Origin of the sequence: Chloroflexus sp., assembly GCF_034435895.1 — a bacterium.
GTDB lineage: Bacteria > Chloroflexota > Chloroflexia > Chloroflexales > Chloroflexaceae > Chloroflexus.
The window spans coordinates 1-21507 of the sequence record NZ_DAOTWH010000055.1; the positions used below are offsets into that span (position 1 = coordinate 1).

Here is a 21507-nt window from a genome sequence, read left to right on the forward strand (position 1 = left end):
GCTTGACCGGCTGTTTAATCTGGCCGGTGAATTGGCGCTAAATCAGCAATGGTTAGGGGAAGTTGGGCAAGAACTGGACCGGTTGCAAGAGGCGGTCGATCGCCAACGGCGCGCAGTGCAGGCGCTCGAACAAGAGTTAGCCCGGTTGCGGTTTTCGCCGACGCAACGGCAAGCGTTAGATGCGCGCCTGACGGTATTGCGCGATGCGCAGGCTGCGCTGGCCGATCTGGCCCAGCGCCAGAGCGACCGGCTCGATCGCCATCTGGCTCGCCAGCAGATGCTGGTCAAAGACCTTGAGCAAGAGGTCATGGCGGTGCGGCTGTTGCCGATTGCGACGATCTTTAATTCCTTACCGCGCCTTGTGCGTGATGTGGCGGCGGCAACCAACAAGCAGGCGACAATTGAGATTCGCGGCGAGACGACCGAACTCGACCGGAAGGTACTGGAATTGATCAGCGACCCGCTGGTGCATCTGGTGCGGAACGCGGTAGATCACGGCCTAGAAGCGCCGGATGAGCGGGTGGCCGCCGGAAAGCCGCCTGCCGGTTTGATTCAGATCAGCGCCGAATCGGCTGGCAATGAAGTGCGCATCCAGATCCGCGATGATGGGCGCGGGATTGATCCCGAACGGGTGCGCCGGCGGGCGGTTGAGCTGGGGATGCTGGCCGCCGAACGGGCCTCTCAGCTCGATACGCAAGAAGCGCTGGATTTGATCTTCCAGCCGGGTTTTTCAACCGCCCGCACCGTGACCGAAATCTCTGGCCGCGGCGTGGGGATGGACATCGTTCGCGCCAATTTGCTCGAACTCGGCGGACAGGTACGGGTCGATTCTAGTGTAGGCCAAGGCACAACCGTCACCCTGACTATCCCGCTCACTCTGATTACCAGCCGGGTGTTGTTGGTGCAAGCTGGTCGCCAGATGCTGGCATTGCCGGCGGCGACGATTCGGGGTATTTTGTGGGTGCGGCGCGATCAGGTGCAGTTGATCGATGGCCAACCGACCGTTGCCTACCAACAGCGCACCGTGGCGCTACTGTCATTGGCCGAACTGTTAGGCATAAACGTCGACTCGCCGCTGGCACGCCATCCGCGCGCGCCGGCGTTGTTGCTCAAGGCGCTCCAACGGCGCATTGCCCTATTGGTGGATGCTCTGCTCGACGAGCGCGAGGCGGTCGTCAAACCGCTTGGCCCACTCTTCGCCCGCCGTCCGGCCCTCAGTGGCGCTGTGCAGCTCGGTGATGGCGGTCTCGCCTTGCTGATCAATCCGCTCCAACTCATCGAAGGCGGCGCGCGGCGCGCGGCAGCGCTGCCAGTACTCAGCCAGTCGCTGCGCGAAGAACCCCGGCGAGCGCGCCTGCTTGTGGTTGATGACTCGTTCATCACCCGCGAGTTATTGCGCAGTATTCTTCAATCAGCCGGCTATGACGTGACTGCCGCAATTGATGGGGCCGATGCGCTTGACAGGCTACGTTCCACGACCTACGATCTGGTAGTGAGTGATATCGAGATGCCTCGTGTCGATGGTTTTACCCTCACGACTCGGATCCGGCGCGAGTTAGCCCTCTCGGAACTGCCGGTCGTGCTGATTACCAGCCTTGCCTCTGAAGAACATCGTCGCCGCGGTCTCGAAGCAGGGGCGCAGGCCTACGTCGTGAAGAGCCAGTTTAATCAAGACAGCTTGCTGAAGGTGATTCAGCAACTGCTTGGCCGCGAGGAGTAGCTATGCCAACCATTCTGGTCGTCGATGATAGCCGTCTCGTTACTGACATAGTCAAAATGCGGCTTGAGATGTACGGCTACACCGTTCAGCTTGCGCATAGCGGTGAAGAGGCGCTGGCAGCAATTGCCGCCGAGCCGCCCGATCTGCTGGTGCTCGATGTGCAAATGCCCGGCATTGATGGCTACGAGGTGTGCCGGCGCATTCGCGAGAATCCGGCCCTTGATGATTTGCGCATCATTATGCTGACCTCGTTGGATGATAAGCGCGCCGCGTTTGAGGCTGGCGTTGATGATTATTTGAACAAAGACATCGATCTCCTCAATCTGCCGAATCGGGTTCGGTTGGTGTTAGATATGGAATAGCAGCGCAGCCAATGGCGGCATACCCGGCGAGTAGATACCCATGACTAACCCGCTGCGCATCCTGATCGTCGATGATTCGGCGCTGATGCGGCGCTTGTTGCGCCAAATCTTGGAAAGCGATCCGGCTATTCGAGTTGTCGGTGAGGCCGGCGATGGCAAGACCGCGATTGCGCTGACTGCCGAGCTTCGGCCTGATCTGATCACGCTCGATGTGCGCATGCCGGTGCTCGATGGGGTCGAGACAACGCGCCAGATTATGGCGTACCATCCGACGCCGATTTTGGTCTTGTCGGCGGCGGTTAGCGGGAAAGACGCCAACACCTCATTTGAAGCGTTGGCCGCCGGTGCGCTCGAGGTCATGGAAAAGCCGCGCTTGACCGATAGCGGATCGCTCGATCATCTGCGCCGCATGTTGATCCGGCGGGTGAAACTGTTGGCGCGGGTGAAAGTAGTCACCCATCTGCGTGGTCGTCGTCACCCACCGCCCGAACTTAGCTCCATCCTGCATGAGACGCCGCATCACACGCGCGGGCCGCGGATTGCTCCTAGCCAGTTTCCGGTGATCGTGATAGGCGCTTCTACCGGCGGCCCCAAGGTCGTACGCCAATTGTTGGCCGGATTGCCGGCGCAGTTTCCGGCGGCAGTGTTGGTGGTGCAGCACATCGCGCAGGGGTTTGGCGCCGGGATGGCCGAATGGCTGGCCGAGGAGAGCGCTATTCCGATCGAACTAGCCGCCGAGGGACGGCCAGTGCGCCCCGGTATGGCCCTGCTTGCACCCGATCGGGCTGATCTGCTGATCAAACCTGATGGGACGGTGCGGCTGAGCATGTCGCCGCTGCTGCTCCAACGACCATCAATCGATATTACCATGACCGCAGTCGCCGAATTATACGGCGCAAGTGCAGTGGGGGTCTTGCTCACCGGCTTGGGGCGTGATGGCGCAGTGGGCATGCGCGCGATCCGGCGGGCCGGCGGGTTGACCATCGCCCAAGATGAAGCGAGTTGCACCATCTTCGGCATGCCGCGAGCAGCGATTGAATTAGGAGCGGCGGAACTGGTTTTGTCGCCCGATCAGATTCTCGCCGTGTTGCGTGAGCGGTTTTCTGCTTCTGCGAGCATTGTATGACATTGCCGCCGGAATCGCTGATCGCCTTGCGCGATTTGTTGGCGCGCTACTGTGGCGTGTTGCTTGACGATGCGCGGCTAATCACGTTGCGCAGCGCAGTCGAACGGCGCGCTGCGGCCGCGCGACGCGCGCCGGCGCAGTACGTGGCGGATCTCGTGCTGGGCGCTGATCGGGCTGAATTACAACAACTGGCCGAGCTGTTGCTCAATCACGAGACGGTGTTCTTTCGGAATCGGCCCCATATTGAGGCGCTGCGTAAAACCTTATTACCCACCTTGCATGCAACCTTGCCGCCGGGAGCGCCGATTAAAATCTGGAGCGCTGGCTGCGCTACCGGTGAAGAACCCTATTCGATTGCGATTACTGCGCTCGAGGCGCTGGGGGAACCGCTACCGCGCCCGATCGAGATTCTGGCTACCGATCTCAGCGCCACCGCGCTTGATAAGGCGCGCCACGGGGTGTATCGTGGCCGCGCGCTGGCTAATGTGACGCCGGTGCAGTGCGCGCGGTTCTTTGTTCCTGCTGGAGATGGCTTGGCTGTCCACGAACGGGTGCGTCGGTTGGTGTCGTTTGGGCAGCATAACCTGCTGGAACCCTTCCCCCCTGCCTCGAGCGGGACGCACATTCTCTTTTGCCAAAATGTGACCATCTATTTCTCAATTGATACCTGCCGCGCCCTGATGTCGCGCTTCTACGACATTTTGGCTGATGGCGGCACCCTCTGCCTCGGTTTTTCCGAAACGTTGTGGAATATCTTTGACCGGCTACGTCCGGTCGCGGTTGATGGCGCGTTTCTGTACCGGAAAGATCCGCCACGGCAACGCGCAACAGTTGCGCCGACGGATAAACGGCCCATCCAGTCGCCTCGATCGGGTCGTTTGCGTCCGGCGGCGCCATCAGTGGCGGGTGCGCCATTGTTTACCGATGAGGCGGTGGTTCATGAGGGCCGGCGCTTGATCGACAGCGGGCAGCTTGAGGCGGCGCTCGACATGTTTGCCCGCGCACCATTGGCCGGACGCCACGCGCCGGCAGTGTTGGCATTAGCGGCGCAGGCCCATGCTAATCGAGGCGATCTCGATCTGGCGCTGGCTGAAGCGCGCCGCGCGCTCGAGTTGAATCCGTTGGTCACTGAGGCGCACATCTTGCTGGGGTTGATTTACGAGCGGCAGCAACAACTGCCGTTGGCCATTCGTCATTTTGAACGGGCTCGCTATCTGAGCACCGAATCGCCGTTGGTAGCGTTTCACCTTGCCGAATGCTACCGCCAAACGGGACGGATGACCGATGCAGTGCGTGAATACCGGAATGCAGAGCGATTGTTGGTCACGTTGCCACCCGATCACCTGCTGGAAGGCGTGGCTGCCCATTGGCTGGCCGAGAGTTGCCGGCGTTGGATTGGCCGGCTCGATGGAGAGCGTTAAATGGCTGCCCGTAACGGTCGTGTATTATCCGGACTCGTGATCCGGCGGCGGACGTGGCCGAGTCTCTTGGCGCATCACTCGCGTAGTCTGATCACCGCACGGCGCAGCGCCGCGCCGCCCGATCCGCCACCACCACCGGTCATTGATGAAGCAGCCCAGCGGCGGGCGCGCGAGATCGAACAAGAATTGCAATTGGCCCGCGATATTCAACAGGGCTTGCTGTTAGAGGCGGCGCCGCACCTGCCCGGCTGGGAAGTGACGGCCATTTCGCTGCCGGCTCGCGATCTTGGCGGTGATCTGTACGACTTTTTGCCGTTGGCCAATGGGAAGCACGGCATCATGATCGGCGATGTCAGCGGCAAGGGGTTGCCCGCCGCGTTGCGTATGGCGGTGGCGCGCACCGTCTTCCGGCACGAAGCGCGCCGCAACGCTGATCCGGCGACCACGTTGGCTGCCGTCAATCGCAGTGTGTTGAGCGAGATTCCGCATGGCATGGTAACTATGCTCTACCTGCAGCTCGAACCGCGGAGTGGTGTGATCTGTTGCGCTAATGCCGGGCATACCTTCCCGCTGGTAGTGACTGACGAGCTCTACGAATTAGAAGTCAGCGGGTTGCCGTTAGGAGTAGATCATGAGAGCGAATACACCGAGATAAGCGCCGCCATTGCCCCCGGTGAGAGCCTGTTGCTCTACACCGATGGCCTGATTGAAGCCGAGCGCACCGATGGCCAAATCTTAGGCTTCGAGCGGCTGGCTGAGTTGGTGATGGCGCAACCCCAGCGCAAACCGCGCGCGCTGGCTGCTGCGCTTGTGCATGAAGTGCGATCGTGGACGAACGGCGTGCTGAGCGATGATGTGACCATGGTGATCTTGCGGCGGCGCTTGCTCGATCTCACCGCGGAAATCCGCAGCGTGATCGCGGATGTCGTCGGCAGCGATCGACTCGAACCGTTGTGGGATACCCTCTTTGCCGGCGCCGTTCCGGCAGACGCCGAGGTATGGCGTGATCTATTGCCCCGTCTGCAAGCGCCGGCACAGGCCATGTTGGGCCGTGGCTTGGCGCGCGAATTGATCCAACAGATCCGGTTGACGTTAGATGATTACCGCGAGGTTGCGTAATCGCCACGATTGCTTCGTTGGGGCAGGTGGGTATACCTGCCCTAGCCACGCCGCTTGTAAAGAAAACTATATACTGTCGTATACGTCTAAATGACGATTCTCCAATATACGGAGGGCGAGGGGCATGTTATAGTAGAAATTAATATCTGTCTGGTCGCCGAGGTGATCTATGGCGTCAACCAACGAACTCCAATTTATGCCCCTCGACCTTGACACCTTCAGCGGTAGCGAACGGTTCATGACCGGCACCCGGCTAGGGGCGGCGTTTAGTCAGGGGATGCGTTCATACCTGCGCGCGGCCTATGCCGATGCGATCGAACATTTCAAAGCGGCGCTCATCGCCGCGTATGTCGATGGTGAAGAGCAGGCCCAAATCTACGAGCGGGAACGGGCTATCATCTATCTATATATTGGCAATTCGCTTGCGTTTCAGGAACATTGGGAAGAGGCGTTGCGCGAGTATCTTGAGGCGGTGCAGACCGATCCGCAACTTGCTGAAGCCCACTACAACCTTGGGGTAGCGTTTGCCGCGCTCGGCCAGATCGATCGGGCGATCGCCGCCTTTAAAGAGACGCTCGAGCACAACCCCAACCTCTACGAAGCCCACTTTGCGCTTGGCCGCTGCTACCAGCGGATTGACGACGCCGGCAGGGCGTACATTCACTTTAGCAGCGCCTGCAACGCTCGCCCGCAAGCCGCCGAACCGCGCTACTACATGGGCTTGATGCACCAAAGTCACGGCGCGCATGAATTGGCTCAGCGTTGCTTTGCCGAGGCGTTGCGGGTTGAACCAACCTTTGTTTCGCCGGAGCCGGTGCCCGACGAGCCGCTGGTCAACCGCAGCGAAGAAGAGGTTGCGCAGTGGTATTACCGCTTGAGCCAAGCCCTCAAGCAACAAGGCTACGAAGAGGAGGCCGAGCGGATCTATCGCGCCTTGTTGCAGTGGCGGCCCCAAGAGTATGCGGCCCGCTATCTTTTAGGCAATCTGCTCGCGCGCCAGCGCCGGTTTGAGGAAGCTTACACCGAATACGAACAGGTTCCGCCGCAACATCGTCACTATGTCGATGCTCGTTTGCGTATGAGCGCCATCTTGCGTTTGCAAAAGAAGCCGAAACAGGCCTACGAAATTCTCTTCGCCTGCGCTCGCCTCAATCCGCACCACGGCCAGCTCTTCTTGCAGATGGGCAAACTCCTCTACGATATGGGGATGAATGCGCAGGCGGCGCGCGCCTTCGAGCGGGCGGTGCAACTGATGCCCACCGATGCGCAGGCCCACTACCTGCTTGGCTTCGTCTACAACTCGTTGGGGCGTGATACGTGGGCGCTGGCCGCGTGGCGCAAAGCTGTTCAATTAGCCCCTGATGCCCATTCGCTGCGCTTCGATCTGGGGTACATGTACATCCGGCGCGGTCGCTACGATCTGGCTGCGCGCGAGTTTCAACAAGTACTTGACCAGTGGCCCGACGATCTCGAAACCCAGTTTATGCTCGGCCTCTGCTATAAAGAATTGCTTGAGCCGGCTCGCGCTATCCCGCTGTTTGAAAAGGTGCTGCGCCGCAATCCACGTCATGCGCAAGCCCTCTACTACCTCGGCGCCTGTTATCTGCAAGTTGGCAATACGTCGTTGGGCAAAGCCTACCTGCGCCGGTATGATCATCTCGTGCGTCAGACGGCGACGATGCATGGAGGGACGCGGCCACGTTCTCACTCGGCCTCTCGTCTCTCCTCGTAATTTGGCAATACTCTGGTTTGCTCCGTTCGTTACTCTAAGATTCGGTGCGAATCGAGCAACGCGCGTAGAGGCACAAGCATGCAACGAGTAGAGCTGCGAATTCCGTCAATTCCGATCTTCGAACGAGTGGTGCGCGCCAGCGCGGCTGAAATCGGCAGCGCCGCTGGCCTGAGCCCGGAACGGGTCGAAGATCTGAAACTTGCAGTGAGTGAGGCTGTTAATAATGCGATTGATCACGGCAATCGCGGCGATACAGCGAAGCTGGTTGGCGTGGTCTTTGATATCGATGGCGATAAGCTCGAAATCCGGATCAGCGATCAAGGCGGAGGGATCGAGCAGCTCGATTTCTCGCGCCGTGTGATCGATGATGAGCTTCTTGATGCCGGCTACTTGCGCGGGTTCGGGATGTATCTGATCAGCGCGCTGGTCGATGATTACGAAGTGGATTCATCACAGCAAGGCACGGTGCTTACGCTCCGTCTATATCGGAAGGATCGGCAACAATGAGCGATATTATTCGACGGGAAGAGTTTGGTGATGTGGTGGTGCTCCACATCCTGACCACGAGCGTTGATGCGATTTCGGCTGCTGCCATTGCTGCTGAATGCCAAGAGATGCGTCCAATTACCGTGCTCGATTTTAGTGAAGTCTCGTTTATCAATTCAGCCGGTATTTCAGCATTGCTGAAATTTGTGGTGAATGCGCGTAAATCGGGATATCAGCTCTTTGCGATGAATGTGACGCCACATCACCAGAAAATCTTTAAAATGGTCGAAATGGCGCGCTATATGCCAACGATTGAAGAGCGCGATCTCGCGGCATATCGTTGAGATACTCATGTAGTATAGACAATTGTACAACGTTGGTAGGGCGGGCGATCACCCACCTCTTTAGTATCTCATGGCATGGTGGCTTACAGATAACAAATTGATGACGTCGCTCGATCACCGGAGCCGGATGCGCAACCTCCAGTGCGATATGGTATGATTAAGAGAGAAGGTGATAGGAGGTTGCGCATGAGTTTACGAAAACGCACCGGAAAAGTTGGCGTGGTTGGCACAGGGATGGTTGGCACGTCCTTTGCGTATGCGCTGATGCAGCGTAGCCTCGCCAACGAGTTGGTGCTAATTGATATTGATCATGCCCGCGCCGAAGGTGAAGCGATGGATCTCAACCACGGCTTGCCCTTCGTGCGCCCGATGCGGATCTATGCCGGTACCTATGCCGATCTAGCCGGCGCCGATCTGATCGTCATCGCTGCCGGCGCCAACCAGCGGCCCGGTGAAACCCGCCTCGACCTGCTTGGCCGCAATGCCGCCATCTTCCGCGAGATTATCCCGGCCATTCTTGTTGCTAACGATGATGGCATTATTGTGGTAGCCACCAACCCGGTTGACATCCTCACCACGATCGGCGCTCAGATTGCTGGCCCGGCAGCCAATCGGGTGATCGGGTCGGGCACCATCCTTGATACTGCCCGCTTCCGGTACTTGCTCGGCCAACATTACGGGGTTGATCCGCGCTCGGTACACGCCTATATTATTGGTGAACATGGTGATAGCGAACTAGCGCTCTGGAGTCTGGCGAATATCGCCGGCGTCCGGTTGGTCGATTTTGTTGGTGCTAATGGGCAGGGGTACGACCAAGCAGCGCTCGATGCCATTCTCGAACAGACACGCAATGCCGCGTATGAGATTATCAAGCGCAAGCGGGCAACCTATTATGCGATTGGCTTGGGCTTGCTCTCAATTGCTGAAGCGGTGCTGCGCGACCAACATACGGTCATGACGATCAGCAGCCTGATGACCGGCCAGTATGGCGTGACTGACATTGCCATCAGCCTGCCGACGATCGTCGGTCGCGATGGCGCGGAAGAGGTGCTCAATTTGCCTTTGTCGGAACAAGAAGTCGCGCTCTTCCAGCGTTCAGCCGCGATCCTGAAAGAGAATCTGGCTCACGTCAGTTAGGGCGACCTAGCAGCCGAGGAGAGTGCGCCGTGCCTCCCACGATCATAGTTGTTGAAGATGATGCCGCAACGCGCCGGTTGTACCGGTTTTTGCTGCGGAATAGCGGCTACGATGTGATCGAAGCCGAGGATGGGATTGATGCCCTTGAGAAGTTGGCGGTTCATGATTGTGATGTGATTATCACTGACATGAATATGCCGCGCATGGGAGGCATCGAGATGGTACGCACGCTCCGCCAGAATCGCTCGCAAGTCTATGTTATTATGGTGACAGCCTTCGGCACCCCCGACACCGAGAAGAATGCCCTCCGCGCCGGTGTGAACGAATATTTAACCAAACCGTTCGATTTTGATGAGCTTGAGCGGCGGTTGCAAAATTACTTCGCTCGCCGTAATCAAGCGGAATCGTGAGGGCCGGCGCCGCGCACGCTCTGATCGGCGGTGCCGTCAATTCAGCATACTAATGGCAGTATTGTCATCAGCCACGGCGCTGCTGTAGTCTTGGTGCAACGTTGGCATGATTATACTACCTTAGAGTAGTAAATGATCATGCACTGCGCCTGCCTGTTGTCGATCTGAGGAGCCTCTCGTATGGCGGATTATGCAAGTCCTGCTCCGATTGCCCGCCCCCGGATCCTCGTTGTGGAAGATGAGATCAATATCCGCGAGTTTTGCCGTCTCCTCCTGCGGCGTGAATATGACGTGGTTGTCGCCGAGCACGGGTTGGCGGCGATCACGATACTGCAACAACAATCCTTTGATCTCGTGGTGACCGATCTTCAAATGCCGCACGTTGATGGGATTGCCTTGATCCACCATCTGCGCGCTCACTATCTCGACACTGACGTTATTGTCATGACGGCGAATGCGACGGTTGAAACGGCGCGCGAGGCGTTGAAGCTTGGGGCGCTTGATTACATTGCCAAGCCGGTTGATGCCGAGCAGTTGCAAAAAACGATCCGCACCGCCTTGGAGATACGCCGGATCCAGCGCGAGAAAGAACGCCTGTCGGATCTGGTGTTGATGTACCAGTTTAGCCAAGCGATCGCTACCTCACTTGATATTGAAGAGCAGACCGCTCGTTTGGTCGAGTTCGTGGGCCGGCGTTTTGCGCCCATTCATATTGGCTTGTCGCTGATTGATGCCAATGATGAGACCTTAGTGGTACTGATCGGTTCTGCGGCGGGCAATAATTTGCCGTTGGCTGCGGTTGATGAACGGACGCTGTCTGTTGCGCATCGTCGTCTCATTGCCTTGTCAACCACATCGCAGGGACGTTCGATCGAAGTGGTGTTGCGCAGTCGCGATCGGGCGATTGGCATGCTTGATTTGGCGCGCTCTGATGAACAACCGCCCTTTGATGCCGCCGAACGGCATCTGATCGAAGTCTTTGCGTCGCAGATCGCCGCCGCTCTTGACAATGCCCGGCTGTACCGCGCGCTCAAAGATCAATACGAGCAGATGATTGCGGCGCTGGTCGGCGCGATCGAGGCGCGCGATTCCTACACCTACGGCCATTCGCGCCAAGTCACGCGCTATGCCGTCCGCTTGGCGATGGAGTTGGGCCTAAGCGAGGCTGAAATCGAGCGGATTCATTATGCCGGGTTGTTGCATGACATTGGCAAGATCGGAGTGCGCGACGATGTTTTGCTCAAGGCGGGGCCGCTGGCTGCCGAAGAGCTGATTCAAATGCGCCGCCATCCCCAAATCGGCGTGCGTATCCTCGAACAGATTCGCGGGTTGCGCGATATATTGCCGCTGATTGCCGCCCACCACGAGCGAGTCGATGGCAATGGCTATCCATTGGGCCTGCGGGGTGATGAAATTCCGCTCGGCGCGCGGATTTTGGCAGTTGCCGATGCCTTCGAGGCGCTGACTGCCGATCGCGCCTATCGCGCGGCGCTTGATCCCGAACAGGCGCTCCAAGTCATTCAACGCGGGCGGGGCAGCCATTGGGATGCGCAGATTGTTGATGTCTTCGTGGCGATGATGCGGCGCGAACGGTTGTGGGAACAGTCGCCCCGCTTGCGCCAAATAGCGCGCGTGCAGATGCCCCTTAAGCCGTAGGCGGCGCGTCAGATTACGGCCTCGATGATGCGCGCGATGATCGCGAAGAAGCCAAGTACTACCAACCCGAACGTCACGATTCCGCCAATGAATTCGCCTACCGTCGGTTTTGCTACTGTGACCGTTTCGACGGCCTGCGCTGGGCAGCCGGCTGGCGCAGGCTCGACGGTCTGATCACGCTGGATGAAGCCGTGGGCAAGGCATGCTGTGCCGTTGCGGTCACTGCGCAGCACATGGCGAAAGGCGATCGGCAGCCCGATGGCGGTAAAGAAGTCGGCTCGATCTTGCAATTGAAAGTGCAGGTGCGGTTCGCTGGAATGGCCAGAGTTACCGCACGCGCCGATCAGTTGGCCGGCACGCACGGTTGCGCCGGGAGCAACGCACACACTGCCCTGCTGCAAGTGGGCATAGAGGGTGTAGGCGTGCTCGTGATGATTGATGATGACGTAATTCCCGCGCAGATCAGGCGTGGTGATATCGATCCAGCCCGTGCCGGCGCGGGGATCGTCGCGAATGTCGTTGCGCGCGGCGACGACGATGCCATCGGCGGTGGCCAGCACTGGTTGCCCGAACGCGAGGTAGTTGGCCGGTTGGCGCGGATCGCCGCGGTAGGTCAGACCGGGGTCGCTTCATCAACGATCACAAAATCATACGCATATCGCTGGCTGATCAGACCCCATGAGTGCGAGGTTTGCTGATCAACCCCGCCGTTGACTACCTTCCAGCGTCCGTGAAACGGTAATTGGACGGCAAAGCTCTCGTCGTAGGCGACGCCGCGCCGGAGTCCGCGCCATTGCGCTGCCGTTTGCCCGCCAGCTTGCCGGAGGTTGAGCGCGAAGCCGTGGATGTTGAACAGGCTCCAAATGGTGACTGAAATGAAATACGCGGCCATGATTCTAAGCGCCTGCAATACGGTACTCATACAATCACCATTTCACTGCGGTGGAGGCTGCGCGTGGCAGATGGAAAGCGTTGCTGAACATTGTACGTTGGGGGCAGGGGTTTTGTTGCACTGGGACGGCGGAATCTGCGTTTGTGCGATCGGAAAGGGCTGTGGCTGAGGAATCGCTGAGCCGGCTGCACTGGCGCCGGGAACCGATGTTGTGCGCTTGACGTTGAATCAGACAGGCGGGTATAATCGCCGTGGTTCTTCACCGGCTATCGTCTCAGCTTGCCTGTGATTTGCCAGTCACGTATCAGGCAAAGCTCAATTCGGTTTCGGTGAGGATTTGCTACCATGAACGATGCGGGCTGATCGCCGCGATCATGCCGCAATGGCGCGGAGTGATGAAGTAAGGGAGATTCTGCATGACACGACGGATCTTTGCTGCGCTGGGGTTGTTGATACTGGCGGTTTCATTGCTGGCGTGGCCTCAGCCCGGTGCAGCGCAGGGCGGCGTGCCCGATACCTATCCGCCGTATCAGGCCCGCTATTTTCCCGAAACTGGGCATAGCGCGGTCAATTGGTTTCTAGAGGCGTGGAAGAACACGCCCAATGCGCTCTTTGTGCTCGGCTACCCAATTTCAGAGCCGTTTATCGAAGAGAGCTTTACCGAGCCGGGCAAGTTTTATCGCGTTCAGTATTTCGAGCGCGCCATCCTCGAAGAACACCCTGAAAACTTCGGCGTCCAGAACAATCGCTACTACATTTTGGGCCGGTTGTTGGGCAGCCGGCTCGTGCAAGGGCGCGAGAATGAGCCGCCCTTCCAGCGCGTGCCTGATCCCGGTGACGGCACGTGGTTTGCGCAGACTGGCCATACGCTGCGCAACAGTCCGGCGCCGTTCCGCACCTTCTGGCTTAACAACGGCGGCCTTGAGGTGTTTGGCTATCCGCTCTCCGAGCAGTTCCAAGAGCGCAATCAGGCCACCGGCGAGATCTACTGGGTGCAATACTTCGAGCGCCAGCGCATGGAGTGGCACCCTGATGAGCCTGACCCCCGCTACCGGATTCTGCTGGGCTTGTTGGGGAATGAGTATCGCGATCTGCGCCACCGCACCAATCCGGCGTTTAACTATCGCCCGCCTGACCAGTCATTGCCGCGCCAATTTATCTATGGCTTCAACGCCCATCTCTATGGGCAGGGCACGGCATGGCAAGATCGCAACCGCGTCTTGCAGATGAGCCGTGATGCCGGTATCTACTGGATTCGCCAGCAGGTGCGCTGGATGGACTTACACGATCGATCGGGCGCGATCTATTGGGCCGAACTCGATGACATTGTGGCCGACGCCAACCGGCAAGGCGTGAGCCTGTTGCTCAGCGTGGTCGCTGCGCCGAGTTGGGCGACTGCGAACGGCAGCAATGGTATGCCGCGGCGCGAAAACTTTAAGGATTTCGCCTATTTTATGGGTGAGATGGCGAAACGCTATAAGGGGCGGGTGCAGGCATACCAAATTTGGAATGAGCAGAACCGCGCTTGTGAGAACGGCGGCGACTGCGCCCGCGATGGCGGCGTTGGCGGGCGGGTGGCCGACGCAAGCTACTACGTTGATCTGCTCGAAGTCGCTTACAAGGCGATTAAAGCCAATGACCCTATGGCGATTGTGGTCAGCGGCGCGCCAACCAGCACCGAGACCAACAATCCGAATATCGCGTTGAGCGATACCTCGTATATGCGCTCGATGGCTTCCAACCCCAAGTTCCGCGCCAATGTTGACGCCATTGCTGTGCATCCCGGCGGCCATTACAATCCGCCTGATACGCTCTGGCCCGATCGGCCCGGCCCCGGCCCCGAATGGCGCACGAGCCGCGAATTCTACTTCCGTCGCGTTGAAGATATTCGCAATGTGTTGGTACAGAACGGCTTGGCCGACAAACAGATCTGGATTACCGAGTTTGGATGGGCAACGCGCAATAATACGCCGGGTTACGAGTACGGCAACTCGACCTCGTTCGAGCGGCAAGCTGAATGGATCGTGCGCGCCTTCCAGATCGGTCGCCGCGAGTATGCGCCGTGGGTGGGGGCAATGTTTCTGTGGAACCTGAACTTTGCCGTACCGTGGCGGGCGCAGGGCAACGAGTTGCACGAGCAGGCCTCGTTTGGCGTGATTAACGGCGATTGGAGCCCGCGTCCAGCGTGGTTTGCTATTCAGGCGATGCCGAAGGATTAGGAGGGGTAAGACTGCGTTTTGCTCTACCAACACGAATTCGACAACAACAGATTGATTGAGGTGTGTATGAACAGGTTTCATTCCCGGCGCTGGCCAGCGCTGGCGCTAATCGTGATGATCTTGGCTGCCTTATTGGCGGCATGTGGCGGCGCAACGGCCAATCCGCCCGTTAGTGACGTGCCGACTGCGGCTGTCGTAGCGACTCCTGATACCGCGACGGCGCCGACCGTAGCGCCAACTGCTGTACCCACGGCGGCGCCGACCGCAGCGCCGGTCGAACCGACGGCGACCCCGGCGGAACCGACGCCAGTACCGGTCAATCCTGATTACCTTGAGTTTGGCATCGTCGGTCACCTCTATTACACCGACCGCGATCGAGTATTGCAGTTGACGAAAAATGCCGGTTTTGACTGGTTCCGCCAGCAGGTGGTCTGGATGGATATTGAGGATCCGGTCAAGGGCATCTATGGCTGGGATGAGCTGGATCGAATTGTGGACGCCGCCAACCGGTTTGGGATTAAGTTGTTGGTGAATGTGGTGCGGTCGCCAACGGCCTACAACGCGACTAATGGCTTGCCCGACGACCCTGAGACGCTGGCCAATTTCCTTGAGCAGATGGTGCGCCGCTATGGCGATAAGATTCAGGCGTATGAGATTTGGAATGAGCCGAATCTGGCGGTCGAGAACGGCGGCGAAATTGTGCCGGAAGATGTCGGGCACTACGTGGAGATTCTGAAGGCGGCGTACACCCGGATTAAGTCGCTGAAGCCGGATGCGATCGTGCTGGCGGCAGCGTCATCGTCGAGCGGTGTGACGAATCCGGCCATCGCGCTCTCGGATCAAGAGTTCTACCGCCTGATGTACACCTACAACAATGGTGAAGTGCGCAACTACTTTGACGTGCAAGCGGTGCATCCGGGCGGCGCGGCGAATCCGCCCGATACGCTCTGGCCTGACAATCCCAGCTATATTCCCGGTTGCAAGCCGGCGCCTGATCGCTGCTGGAATGACCACGAGACGCACTATTTCCGCCACGTCGAGAATGTGCGCAAGTGGATGGAACAGTACGGGATGGGCGATAAAGAGATCTGGATTACCGAGTACGGCTGGGCGACGCCGAATAACACGCCGGGCTATGAGTTCGGCAACTACGTGACGCCAGAGCAACAGGCAGAATATATCCGCGCGGCGATGCTGCGGGTGTACGATAACTATCCGTTTGTGGGTAACATGTTCCTCTGGAACATCAATTTTGCCGTGCTCTGGGGCGAACAAGGCAATCCGAACCACGAGCAGGCTGCCTTCGGCATCCTCAACCCCGATTGGAGCCCGCGGTTGTCGTATCTGCGCGCGCAAGATACGATTGCCCTGATCAAGACGTGGCAGGGACGGTTTGTCGCGCCGTGATGCGGGAGGGGCGGTTCACAGCACCGCCCCGGCACGGTGTCGCTCGCTGGGTTAGGGGCGGTTCACAGCACCGCCCCTACCTTCACCCCTAATTTGGCTACTATCATTTCACCCCATTCGCGCTCCAAATCGCCGGCCAGCAGCCAGCCGGCGGGGTGGGGTTGAGCGATTATGCCGAGCACGTTGCGGTACGCCTCTGGCAGTGGAATTTCAGGCATCATCCAGCCTTCAGCGGTGGGGGCAAGGCGCAGGATTGGCGGATCGGGCAATTGGCCATAAGCAGCCAAGATCGCCTCGTCAACCGGCAGCGCTTGCCAGCCGGTGGCCGTGATGCGCAGATAGTCAGCCGGCCCGCGTCCGTGACGCCGACGCACGATCTGACCTTCCGGCAATTCGAGCGCACCATTGGGGCTGACCAGCAAGCTACGCCAGCCGTTGGGGGCATTCAGATCAAGCACGCTGAGTTGCTGCTTGGCGCTGATGGTAAGATGGCGCAACGGGCCGAGTGGCGCTGACGGCGGCGCGGGGAGGGCGGCGATCCGGTCGGGGATGGTCAAGGTGACGAAGCCGCGGCTGGCGAGCCGGCCAAGTAGACCGGCTCGCCGCCAACTGGTGAGGTGAAAATGAAACCCCTCGCGCTCGCCTTCACCGCGCAAGACGGGGCCAAGCGCCGGGTTGTGGATGAGGAAGAGGTTGGGACGGATCTCTTCAAAATCGGCGGGAGCGCCGGGACGGCGACGAGAAGCCATAGCGGTGATTGAGGATAGCCTCAAAGAGACGCAAAAGGTTGATGAATCTAAACAATGTATGTTCTAGTGCATATTATAGCGTGTATCTGCGAGCTGCAGACGCTGAGTTCTGTTCGCGGGCCAGCGGCCCGCGCTCTGGTGGGTTCAAGGGTAGACAGAACCTATGAGCATAGATGTGGTTGATAGCTTTGAGATGCTTTGGTTTGCCCTCACCCCCAGCCCCTCTCCCGCTAACGTTCAGAGGAGGACAGACCGCCCATCCGGAGTCCGGCCCTTCAGGGCCGGACTAGGATTACGAAGCCCGCTGCGCGGGCTGATGGTCCTCACTCCTAGTCCCGCTCCCGCTGACGTTCAGGGGTGGGCAGACCATCTGATCCGGCACCCGGCCCTGATAGGGGTGCGAAGCCCGTTGCGCGGGCTGATGCCCCCACCCCTTGCCCCTCCCCCGCTGGGGGAGGGGTGATGGGGCGCACAGCACGGGGCTTGACGGCATCGCACAGCGATCAACGGTTGTGCGCGACCACACGTTCTTTCCGCCCCTAAAGCACCGGTGGGAGGTGGCGGGCCAGCAGTCTGTATTCCCGCTCGCGGCTGCCTCACGACGATAACCCGAACCGTTGCAGGTTAGGCGCGGTATAGGCGTGACAAATCGCGATCGCGAGCGCATCGGCGGCATCATCCGGGCGCGGCACGGTGCTCAGGCCAAGCGTCAGGCGCACCATCTCTTGCATTTGGCGCTTATCAGCGCCGCCGTAGCCGGCCACAGCCTGCTTTACCGCCAGCGGCTTATATTCATGCACTAGAATACCGGCTTGGGCGAGCGCCAGCAACGCCACCCCGCGCGCTTGGCCGACGGTCAGCGCCGTATTGACATTCTTGCCGAAGAAGAGTTCTTCGACCGCGGCGGTATCGGGGCGGAGGCGTTCGATGATAGCGCGCAACCCATTATAGAGCTGCAACAATCGTTCGGGTTGGGGCATACCAGCGGGAGTCGTGAGGGCGCCAGTCTCAATCAGATGCAGTTGACCGCCTGCCATCTCGACCACGCCCCACCCCATGGTTGCGGTACCCGGATCAATCCCAAGCGCGCGCACAATGCTCCTCGTCGGCAATGCCGGTTGCTGAGTGCAAGTTATGAATCGAAGCGCGCAACCAGCTCGGCGGTAATATCGAGGTTGGAATAGACCTTCTGCACATCATCGAGGTCTTCGAGCTTCTCGATCAAGCGCAGGGCGGCCAGCGCATCCTTCTCATCGGGTTGGATGAGGGTCTTGGCGCGCATGATCTTCTCGGCATTGCTGATCGGCACGCCTTGATCGAGCAACGCTTGCCGGATGGCGTTGAGTTGAGTCCACTCGCAGTAAATTTCGAGCGTCTCGTCATCAAGCACGACATCATCGGCGCCGGCGTCGATCGCGATCAATTGCAGCTCATCGGGATCGCGCTTGGTCGCGCTGAGGTCAACGGTAATCAAGCCCTTCTGCTCAAACATCCACGAGACGGAGCCGGGTTCGCCGGGGTTGCCGCCATTCTTGTTGAAGGTCGCGCGCACCTCAGAGTTGGTGCGGTTGCGGTTATCGGTCGCGGCTTCGATCAAAATGGCAACACCGCCGGGGCCGTACCCTTCGTAGAAAATCTCTTCGATGGTGGCTTCGTTTGATTTGCCCAAGCCGCGGTCGATCGCGCGCTGAATGTTCTCGTTCGGCATATTATTGGCGCGCGCCTTTTCCACTGCCAGCCGCAAGCGGAAATTCATATCGGGGTCGCCGCTGCCGCCTTCGCGGGTGGCAATCGTAATATCGCGGGCCAATTTGGTAAAGAGCTGGCCGCGACGCTGATCATTCACGCCTTTGGTACGGCGAATGGTATGCCATTTCGAATGGCCGGACATAGCACCTAGCCTCCTTAGTCATAGAAGGTTATACTATATCCGATTATAGCATGGTCATTGAGCGACGCTGTGCGGGTGGATCAATTTGGCTGGTGGCAGCGTTTAAGTAGACAGAATTGCGGACGGTTGCCGGCAGGAGCGTGGTATGAAACCTTTGCTGACGGATCGGGTGCATTGTCTCCCTAACGACATCTATGTTGTTACGACCGCAGCCGGCAATATATTGGTCAACAGCCCGCCGGAGAGCTTGAAATTTCTGTTGGCGCAGGGTTTGCCGCCGCCGGCGTACGTGCTCTTGCCGCCGGATGCGCCGGCGGGGAGCGAACCTAGTTCGCGTGGATTTGTGTGGCGCGGGATTAACTACGCCAGTGTGGAATTTTTGATCTATGCCAACTTTTTTGGCCAGCAGCGCCAGATGACCTTGATCACGGCGACAGCAGCGCAGGCGCAGCGATTGTATACCTTGCTGAGCGAAACGATCAACGGCCCGGCGGCGCTGGCCGAGTGGCCGGGGGCATGGTTGCGGCAAGAATGCGAGACGGTAGCGTTCTACCCGCCGTTGGGGCGCGCGCCCACGGTTGATGATATGGTGACGATCGTGGCGTTGGAAGAGGGCGGCGGCGAGATAGGGCCGGTGCATATTGAGTATGACGGGAGCGATTTTCGCTTCCTTGAGCAAGGCGTCGAGATGGCGCGCGTTCCCGCCGTGATCAATAGTGTGGCCCATCCCTTGGCGGTAGCGCCGCCGCGACCATTGGTGCGGCAGACGATTACGTTACAGTTTATTGGCGGGAGCGACGGGTTTGACCCGACCGGCATCACCACCTGTTTTCTGGCCTATTTAGGGGCCGGCCAACCGTTATTATTCGACGCGGCGGCCTATCTTAATGTGCGATTGGCGCATTCGGGCTTGTCGCCGCGCCAACTGGATTTGGTCATCATCTCGCACCTGCACGAGGATCACATTGCTGGGTTGCCGGAACTCATTCTCGCCGGCGGCAAGCGGGTGCAGTTGGTGACGGCGCAGCCGATCTATCGCTCGTTGTTGCGCGTGCTAGGGGCAATGCTCGATCTACCGCCGGCAGCCGTGGCTGAATTATTCGACTTCTACCCGCTTGATCCCGGCCAACCGTTGGAAGTGCATGGCTACCGGTTTGAAGCGACTTACGCGGTGCATTCGATCCCGACCATTGCGGTTCGGGTGGGTGGGATCGGCTATTCGGGTGACATGCGCTACGACGAGGCGTGGTTAGAGCATCTGCATCAGAGCGGCCAGCTCAGTGCCGAGCGGCTGGCCGCCTTGCGCCGGTTTGCCGAAGGGGTAGAGGTACTCGTGCATGATATGGGGGGCGGCGCTATCCATACCACGCCGAGCGCGCAACTCTTGCGTGAGCTGAGCGCCAAGAGCCGGCGGTTAGTGCTGGCCCATACTAGTCGCCAAGATTGGGAAGTCGCCGATGAATTGGCTGGCCGGGTAGAAGTGGCAGTGAGCGGGCATATTGTGGGGTTAGGGGAAGTCGTAGCCGATGACGAACAGCGCCAGCGGTTTGAGACTCTCACCATTTGCCCGATCTTTGCCCGTTTGCCGGCGGCTGAACGGGCCGAGCTGGCGGAGCAATGCGCGGTGCTCACCTATCCAGCAGGACACATCATTGCCCACGAAGGTGATGGCTCGGACGGCAGCGCGTATGTAATCCATCACGGGATCGTCGAGATTTTGGTCGGCGGTGAACCGGTGCGGTTGTTGGGGCGCGGCAACAGCTTAGGCGAGCGGGGGGCCTTGATGGGCGAACCGCGCACGAGCACGATGCGCGCGCACAGTGAAGCGCAATTGCTGCATATTGCGCCTGATTTGTTTACCGGCGTGGCGCGCCGGTTGGGGTTGCATGATGCGTTTGCCCGGGCCGAATGGTTGTGGCAACAACCGGCGTTGGCGCAGTTGCCGTGGGCCACATTGCTCGATCTGGCGCTCGATTTTACCCCGCGCCCTGTTCCAGCGGGGACAACCCTTTGCCGGCAGGGTGAAATTGGCGCAACCGGCTATTTGTTGGTATCGGGCCGATTAGCGTTTGACGGCGCAACGGCTGGCAGCAGCGAGCGGAGCGGCGATTGCTTTGGGATGCGCGCTGCGTTGCGGGGTGAACCGTACCGGACGACGGTGACGGCGTTGACCGACAGCATGGTGTGGAGCATTGACGCGCCGGCGCTCCAGCGGCTCTATCTGATCTACCCTGACCTGCTGTTACACTTGAACACGATCGACCGGTAGCGGGGCTCAGAAGCGCATTGCGCTGCGGTTAGCGCACTGCGGCGCTTGCGCCGACCATTTGACAAAGTGGGGTGAGCGTAGTATTATGTTTTCGCGACGGGAAACCGCGCCATGCCGAAGTGGCGGAACTGGCAGACGCGCTACGTTCAGGGCGTAGTGAGGGTGACCTCGTGTGGGTTCAAATCCCACCTTCGGCACCACGATGGGGGATAGTTTAAGGGTAGAACGCCTGGTTCTGGCCCAGGTAGTTGGGGTTCGAATCCCTGTCCCCCAGCCAATAACCTATACCATTGCCCCTTCTTCACAACGGCGTGAAGAGGGGGATTTTTACATGTGGCGATAGGATGATTGATAGGGGGCGGTTCTAACCGCCCCCTCCTAGCCGACGTTCAAAGGTGGACAGAATACACGAGTGCTACGGTTGAGGGCTTTGTGATGAGCCGGTATACCCACCCCCAGCCCTGCTCCCATTGGTATGTGGCCCCCACCCCCAGCCCTCTCCCGCTGGGGTTGAAGGGCGGACAGACCATCTGTCCGGCACCCGGCCCTGAAGGGCCGGGCTAGGGG

At 59.3% G+C, this 21507-nt stretch carries 19 protein-coding genes and 2 tRNA genes; 16 read left to right on the top strand and 5 right to left on the bottom strand.

Annotated elements, in window-relative coordinates; all coding sequences use genetic code 11:
- From U9R81_RS03335 to U9R81_RS03385, 11 genes are all read left to right on the top strand, one after another.
- A partial coding sequence (locus U9R81_RS03335) for a hybrid sensor histidine kinase/response regulator (protein WP_322494109.1) occupies positions 1 to 1720 on the top strand: 1720 nt, incomplete at its 5' end.
- Positions 1721 to 1722: 2 nt separating this feature from the next.
- Positions 1723 to 2082 carry a response regulator gene (locus U9R81_RS03340; RefSeq protein ID WP_322494110.1) on the top strand — a complete coding sequence of 120 codons (360 nt, stop codon included), beginning with the start codon at positions 1723 to 1725 and terminating at the stop codon, positions 2080 to 2082.
- Between the two features lie 40 nt (positions 2083 to 2122).
- The gene (cheB, locus tag U9R81_RS03345; protein WP_322494111.1) at positions 2123 to 3208 is read left to right on the top strand and encodes a chemotaxis-specific protein-glutamate methyltransferase CheB; all 1086 of its coding nucleotides are present in this window, start codon (positions 2123 to 2125) and stop codon (positions 3206 to 3208) included.
- Positions 3205 to 4629 (top strand): CheR family methyltransferase, encoded by a 1425-nt coding sequence (locus U9R81_RS03350; protein ID WP_322494112.1) that lies wholly within the window; start codon positions 3205 to 3207, stop codon positions 4627 to 4629. Before cheB ends, U9R81_RS03350 begins: the two co-directional genes overlap by 4 nt.
- On the top strand, positions 4630 to 5748 hold the full coding sequence (locus U9R81_RS03355; RefSeq protein ID WP_322494113.1) for a PP2C family protein-serine/threonine phosphatase: 1119 nt from the start codon (positions 4630 to 4632) through the stop codon (positions 5746 to 5748).
- A gap of 169 nt (positions 5749 to 5917) precedes the next feature.
- Entirely contained in the window at positions 5918 to 7480 is a 1563-nt protein-coding gene (locus U9R81_RS03360; RefSeq protein ID WP_322494114.1) for a tetratricopeptide repeat protein, read from the top strand.
- A gap of 78 nt (positions 7481 to 7558) precedes the next feature.
- Positions 7559 to 7987 (top strand): ATP-binding protein, encoded by a 429-nt coding sequence (locus U9R81_RS03365; RefSeq protein ID WP_322494115.1) that lies wholly within the window; start codon positions 7559 to 7561, stop codon positions 7985 to 7987.
- A complete protein-coding gene (locus tag U9R81_RS03370; RefSeq protein ID WP_066788981.1) occupies positions 7984 to 8310 on the top strand; it encodes an STAS domain-containing protein in 327 nt (108 codons plus the stop codon). Before U9R81_RS03365 ends, U9R81_RS03370 begins: the two co-directional genes overlap by 4 nt.
- 186 nt (positions 8311 to 8496) lie before the next feature.
- A complete protein-coding gene (locus U9R81_RS03375) occupies positions 8497 to 9447 on the top strand; it encodes an L-lactate dehydrogenase (protein WP_322494116.1) in 951 nt (316 codons plus the stop codon).
- A 29-nt stretch (positions 9448 to 9476) separates the two neighbouring features.
- Entirely contained in the window at positions 9477 to 9857 is a 381-nt protein-coding gene (locus U9R81_RS03380; RefSeq protein ID WP_322494117.1) for a response regulator, read from the top strand.
- A 180-nt stretch (positions 9858 to 10037) separates the two neighbouring features.
- Positions 10038 to 11513 carry an HD domain-containing phosphohydrolase gene (locus tag U9R81_RS03385; protein ID WP_322494118.1) on the top strand — a complete coding sequence of 492 codons (1476 nt, stop codon included), beginning with the start codon at positions 10038 to 10040 and terminating at the stop codon, positions 11511 to 11513.
- Between the two features lie 8 nt (positions 11514 to 11521).
- On the opposite strand, the gene U9R81_RS03390 is transcribed toward U9R81_RS03385, so the two are convergent.
- The gene (locus U9R81_RS03390) at positions 11522 to 12073 is read right to left on the bottom strand and encodes a M23 family metallopeptidase (RefSeq protein WP_322494119.1); all 552 of its coding nucleotides are present in this window, start codon (positions 12071 to 12073) and stop codon (positions 11522 to 11524) included.
- A gap of 53 nt (positions 12074 to 12126) precedes the next feature.
- Positions 12127 to 12435 carry a hypothetical protein gene (locus U9R81_RS03395; protein ID WP_322494120.1) on the bottom strand — a complete coding sequence of 103 codons (309 nt, stop codon included), beginning with the start codon at positions 12433 to 12435 and terminating at the stop codon, positions 12127 to 12129.
- A gap of 386 nt (positions 12436 to 12821) precedes the next feature.
- Between U9R81_RS03395 and U9R81_RS03400 the strand changes: the two genes are divergently transcribed.
- On the top strand, positions 12822 to 14624 hold the full coding sequence (locus tag U9R81_RS03400; RefSeq protein WP_322494121.1) for a hypothetical protein: 1803 nt from the start codon (positions 12822 to 12824) through the stop codon (positions 14622 to 14624).
- 66 nt (positions 14625 to 14690) lie between these two features.
- Positions 14691 to 16031, top strand: coding sequence for a cellulase family glycosylhydrolase (locus U9R81_RS03405; RefSeq protein WP_322494122.1), 1341 nt, complete (start codon positions 14691 to 14693; stop codon positions 16029 to 16031).
- A 62-nt stretch (positions 16032 to 16093) separates the two neighbouring features.
- Here U9R81_RS03405 and U9R81_RS03410 read toward each other — a convergent pair whose 3' ends face one another.
- The 3 genes from U9R81_RS03410 to U9R81_RS03420 all read right to left on the bottom strand — a co-directional run bounded on the left by U9R81_RS03410 (position 16094) and on the right by U9R81_RS03420 (position 18671).
- On the bottom strand, positions 16094 to 16780 hold the full coding sequence (locus tag U9R81_RS03410; protein ID WP_322494123.1) for a hypothetical protein: 687 nt from the start codon (positions 16778 to 16780) through the stop codon (positions 16094 to 16096).
- Between the two features lie 596 nt (positions 16781 to 17376).
- Positions 17377 to 17874, bottom strand: a complete 498-nt coding sequence (ruvC, locus tag U9R81_RS03415; protein WP_322494124.1) for a crossover junction endodeoxyribonuclease RuvC — start codon at positions 17872 to 17874, stop codon at positions 17377 to 17379.
- Between the two features lie 38 nt (positions 17875 to 17912).
- The gene (locus tag U9R81_RS03420) at positions 17913 to 18671 is read right to left on the bottom strand and encodes a YebC/PmpR family DNA-binding transcriptional regulator (RefSeq protein ID WP_322494125.1); all 759 of its coding nucleotides are present in this window, start codon (positions 18669 to 18671) and stop codon (positions 17913 to 17915) included.
- A 145-nt stretch (positions 18672 to 18816) separates the two neighbouring features.
- Here U9R81_RS03420 and U9R81_RS03425 point away from each other — a divergent pair, with 145 nt between their 5' ends.
- The 3 genes from U9R81_RS03425 to U9R81_RS03435 all read left to right on the top strand — a co-directional run bounded on the left by U9R81_RS03425 (position 18817) and on the right by U9R81_RS03435 (position 21217).
- A complete protein-coding gene (locus tag U9R81_RS03425) occupies positions 18817 to 20940 on the top strand; it encodes a cyclic nucleotide-binding domain-containing protein (protein ID WP_322494126.1) in 2124 nt (707 codons plus the stop codon).
- 113 nt (positions 20941 to 21053) lie between these two features.
- Positions 21054 to 21140 (top strand) — tRNA-Leu (locus U9R81_RS03430).
- 3 nt (positions 21141 to 21143) lie between these two features.
- A tRNA-Gln gene (locus tag U9R81_RS03435) sits at positions 21144 to 21217 on the top strand.
- Positions 21218 to 21507 lie beyond the last annotated feature (290 nt).

Excerpts from the sequence above, each read along its gene's own strand:
- U9R81_RS03400 (WP_322494121.1), top strand. The coding sequence starts at position 12,822 with ATGACACGACGGATCTTTGCTGCGCTGGGGTTGTTGATACTGGCGGTT.
- U9R81_RS03410 (WP_322494123.1), bottom strand. The coding sequence starts at position 16,780 with ATGGCTTCTCGTCGCCGTCCCGGCGCTCCCGCCGATTTTGAAGAGATC.
- U9R81_RS03385 (WP_322494118.1), top strand. The coding sequence starts at position 10,038 with ATGGCGGATTATGCAAGTCCTGCTCCGATTGCCCGCCCCCGGATCCTC.
- U9R81_RS03355 (WP_322494113.1), top strand. The coding sequence starts at position 4,630 with ATGGCTGCCCGTAACGGTCGTGTATTATCCGGACTCGTGATCCGGCGG.
- U9R81_RS03375 (WP_322494116.1), top strand. The coding sequence starts at position 8,497 with ATGAGTTTACGAAAACGCACCGGAAAAGTTGGCGTGGTTGGCACAGGG.
- U9R81_RS03425 (WP_322494126.1), top strand. The coding sequence starts at position 18,817 with ATGAAACCTTTGCTGACGGATCGGGTGCATTGTCTCCCTAACGACATC.
- U9R81_RS03340 (WP_322494110.1), top strand. The coding sequence starts at position 1,723 with ATGCCAACCATTCTGGTCGTCGATGATAGCCGTCTCGTTACTGACATA.
- U9R81_RS03405 (WP_322494122.1), top strand. The coding sequence starts at position 14,691 with ATGAACAGGTTTCATTCCCGGCGCTGGCCAGCGCTGGCGCTAATCGTG.
- U9R81_RS03420 (WP_322494125.1), bottom strand. The coding sequence starts at position 18,671 with ATGTCCGGCCATTCGAAATGGCATACCATTCGCCGTACCAAAGGCGTG.
- U9R81_RS03360 (WP_322494114.1), top strand. The coding sequence starts at position 5,918 with ATGGCGTCAACCAACGAACTCCAATTTATGCCCCTCGACCTTGACACC.
- cheB (WP_322494111.1), top strand. The coding sequence starts at position 2,123 with ATGACTAACCCGCTGCGCATCCTGATCGTCGATGATTCGGCGCTGATG.
- U9R81_RS03365 (WP_322494115.1), top strand. The coding sequence starts at position 7,559 with ATGCAACGAGTAGAGCTGCGAATTCCGTCAATTCCGATCTTCGAACGA.
- U9R81_RS03350 (WP_322494112.1), top strand. The coding sequence starts at position 3,205 with ATGACATTGCCGCCGGAATCGCTGATCGCCTTGCGCGATTTGTTGGCG.
- U9R81_RS03395 (WP_322494120.1), bottom strand. The coding sequence starts at position 12,435 with ATGAGTACCGTATTGCAGGCGCTTAGAATCATGGCCGCGTATTTCATT.
- U9R81_RS03370 (WP_066788981.1), top strand. The coding sequence starts at position 7,984 with ATGAGCGATATTATTCGACGGGAAGAGTTTGGTGATGTGGTGGTGCTC.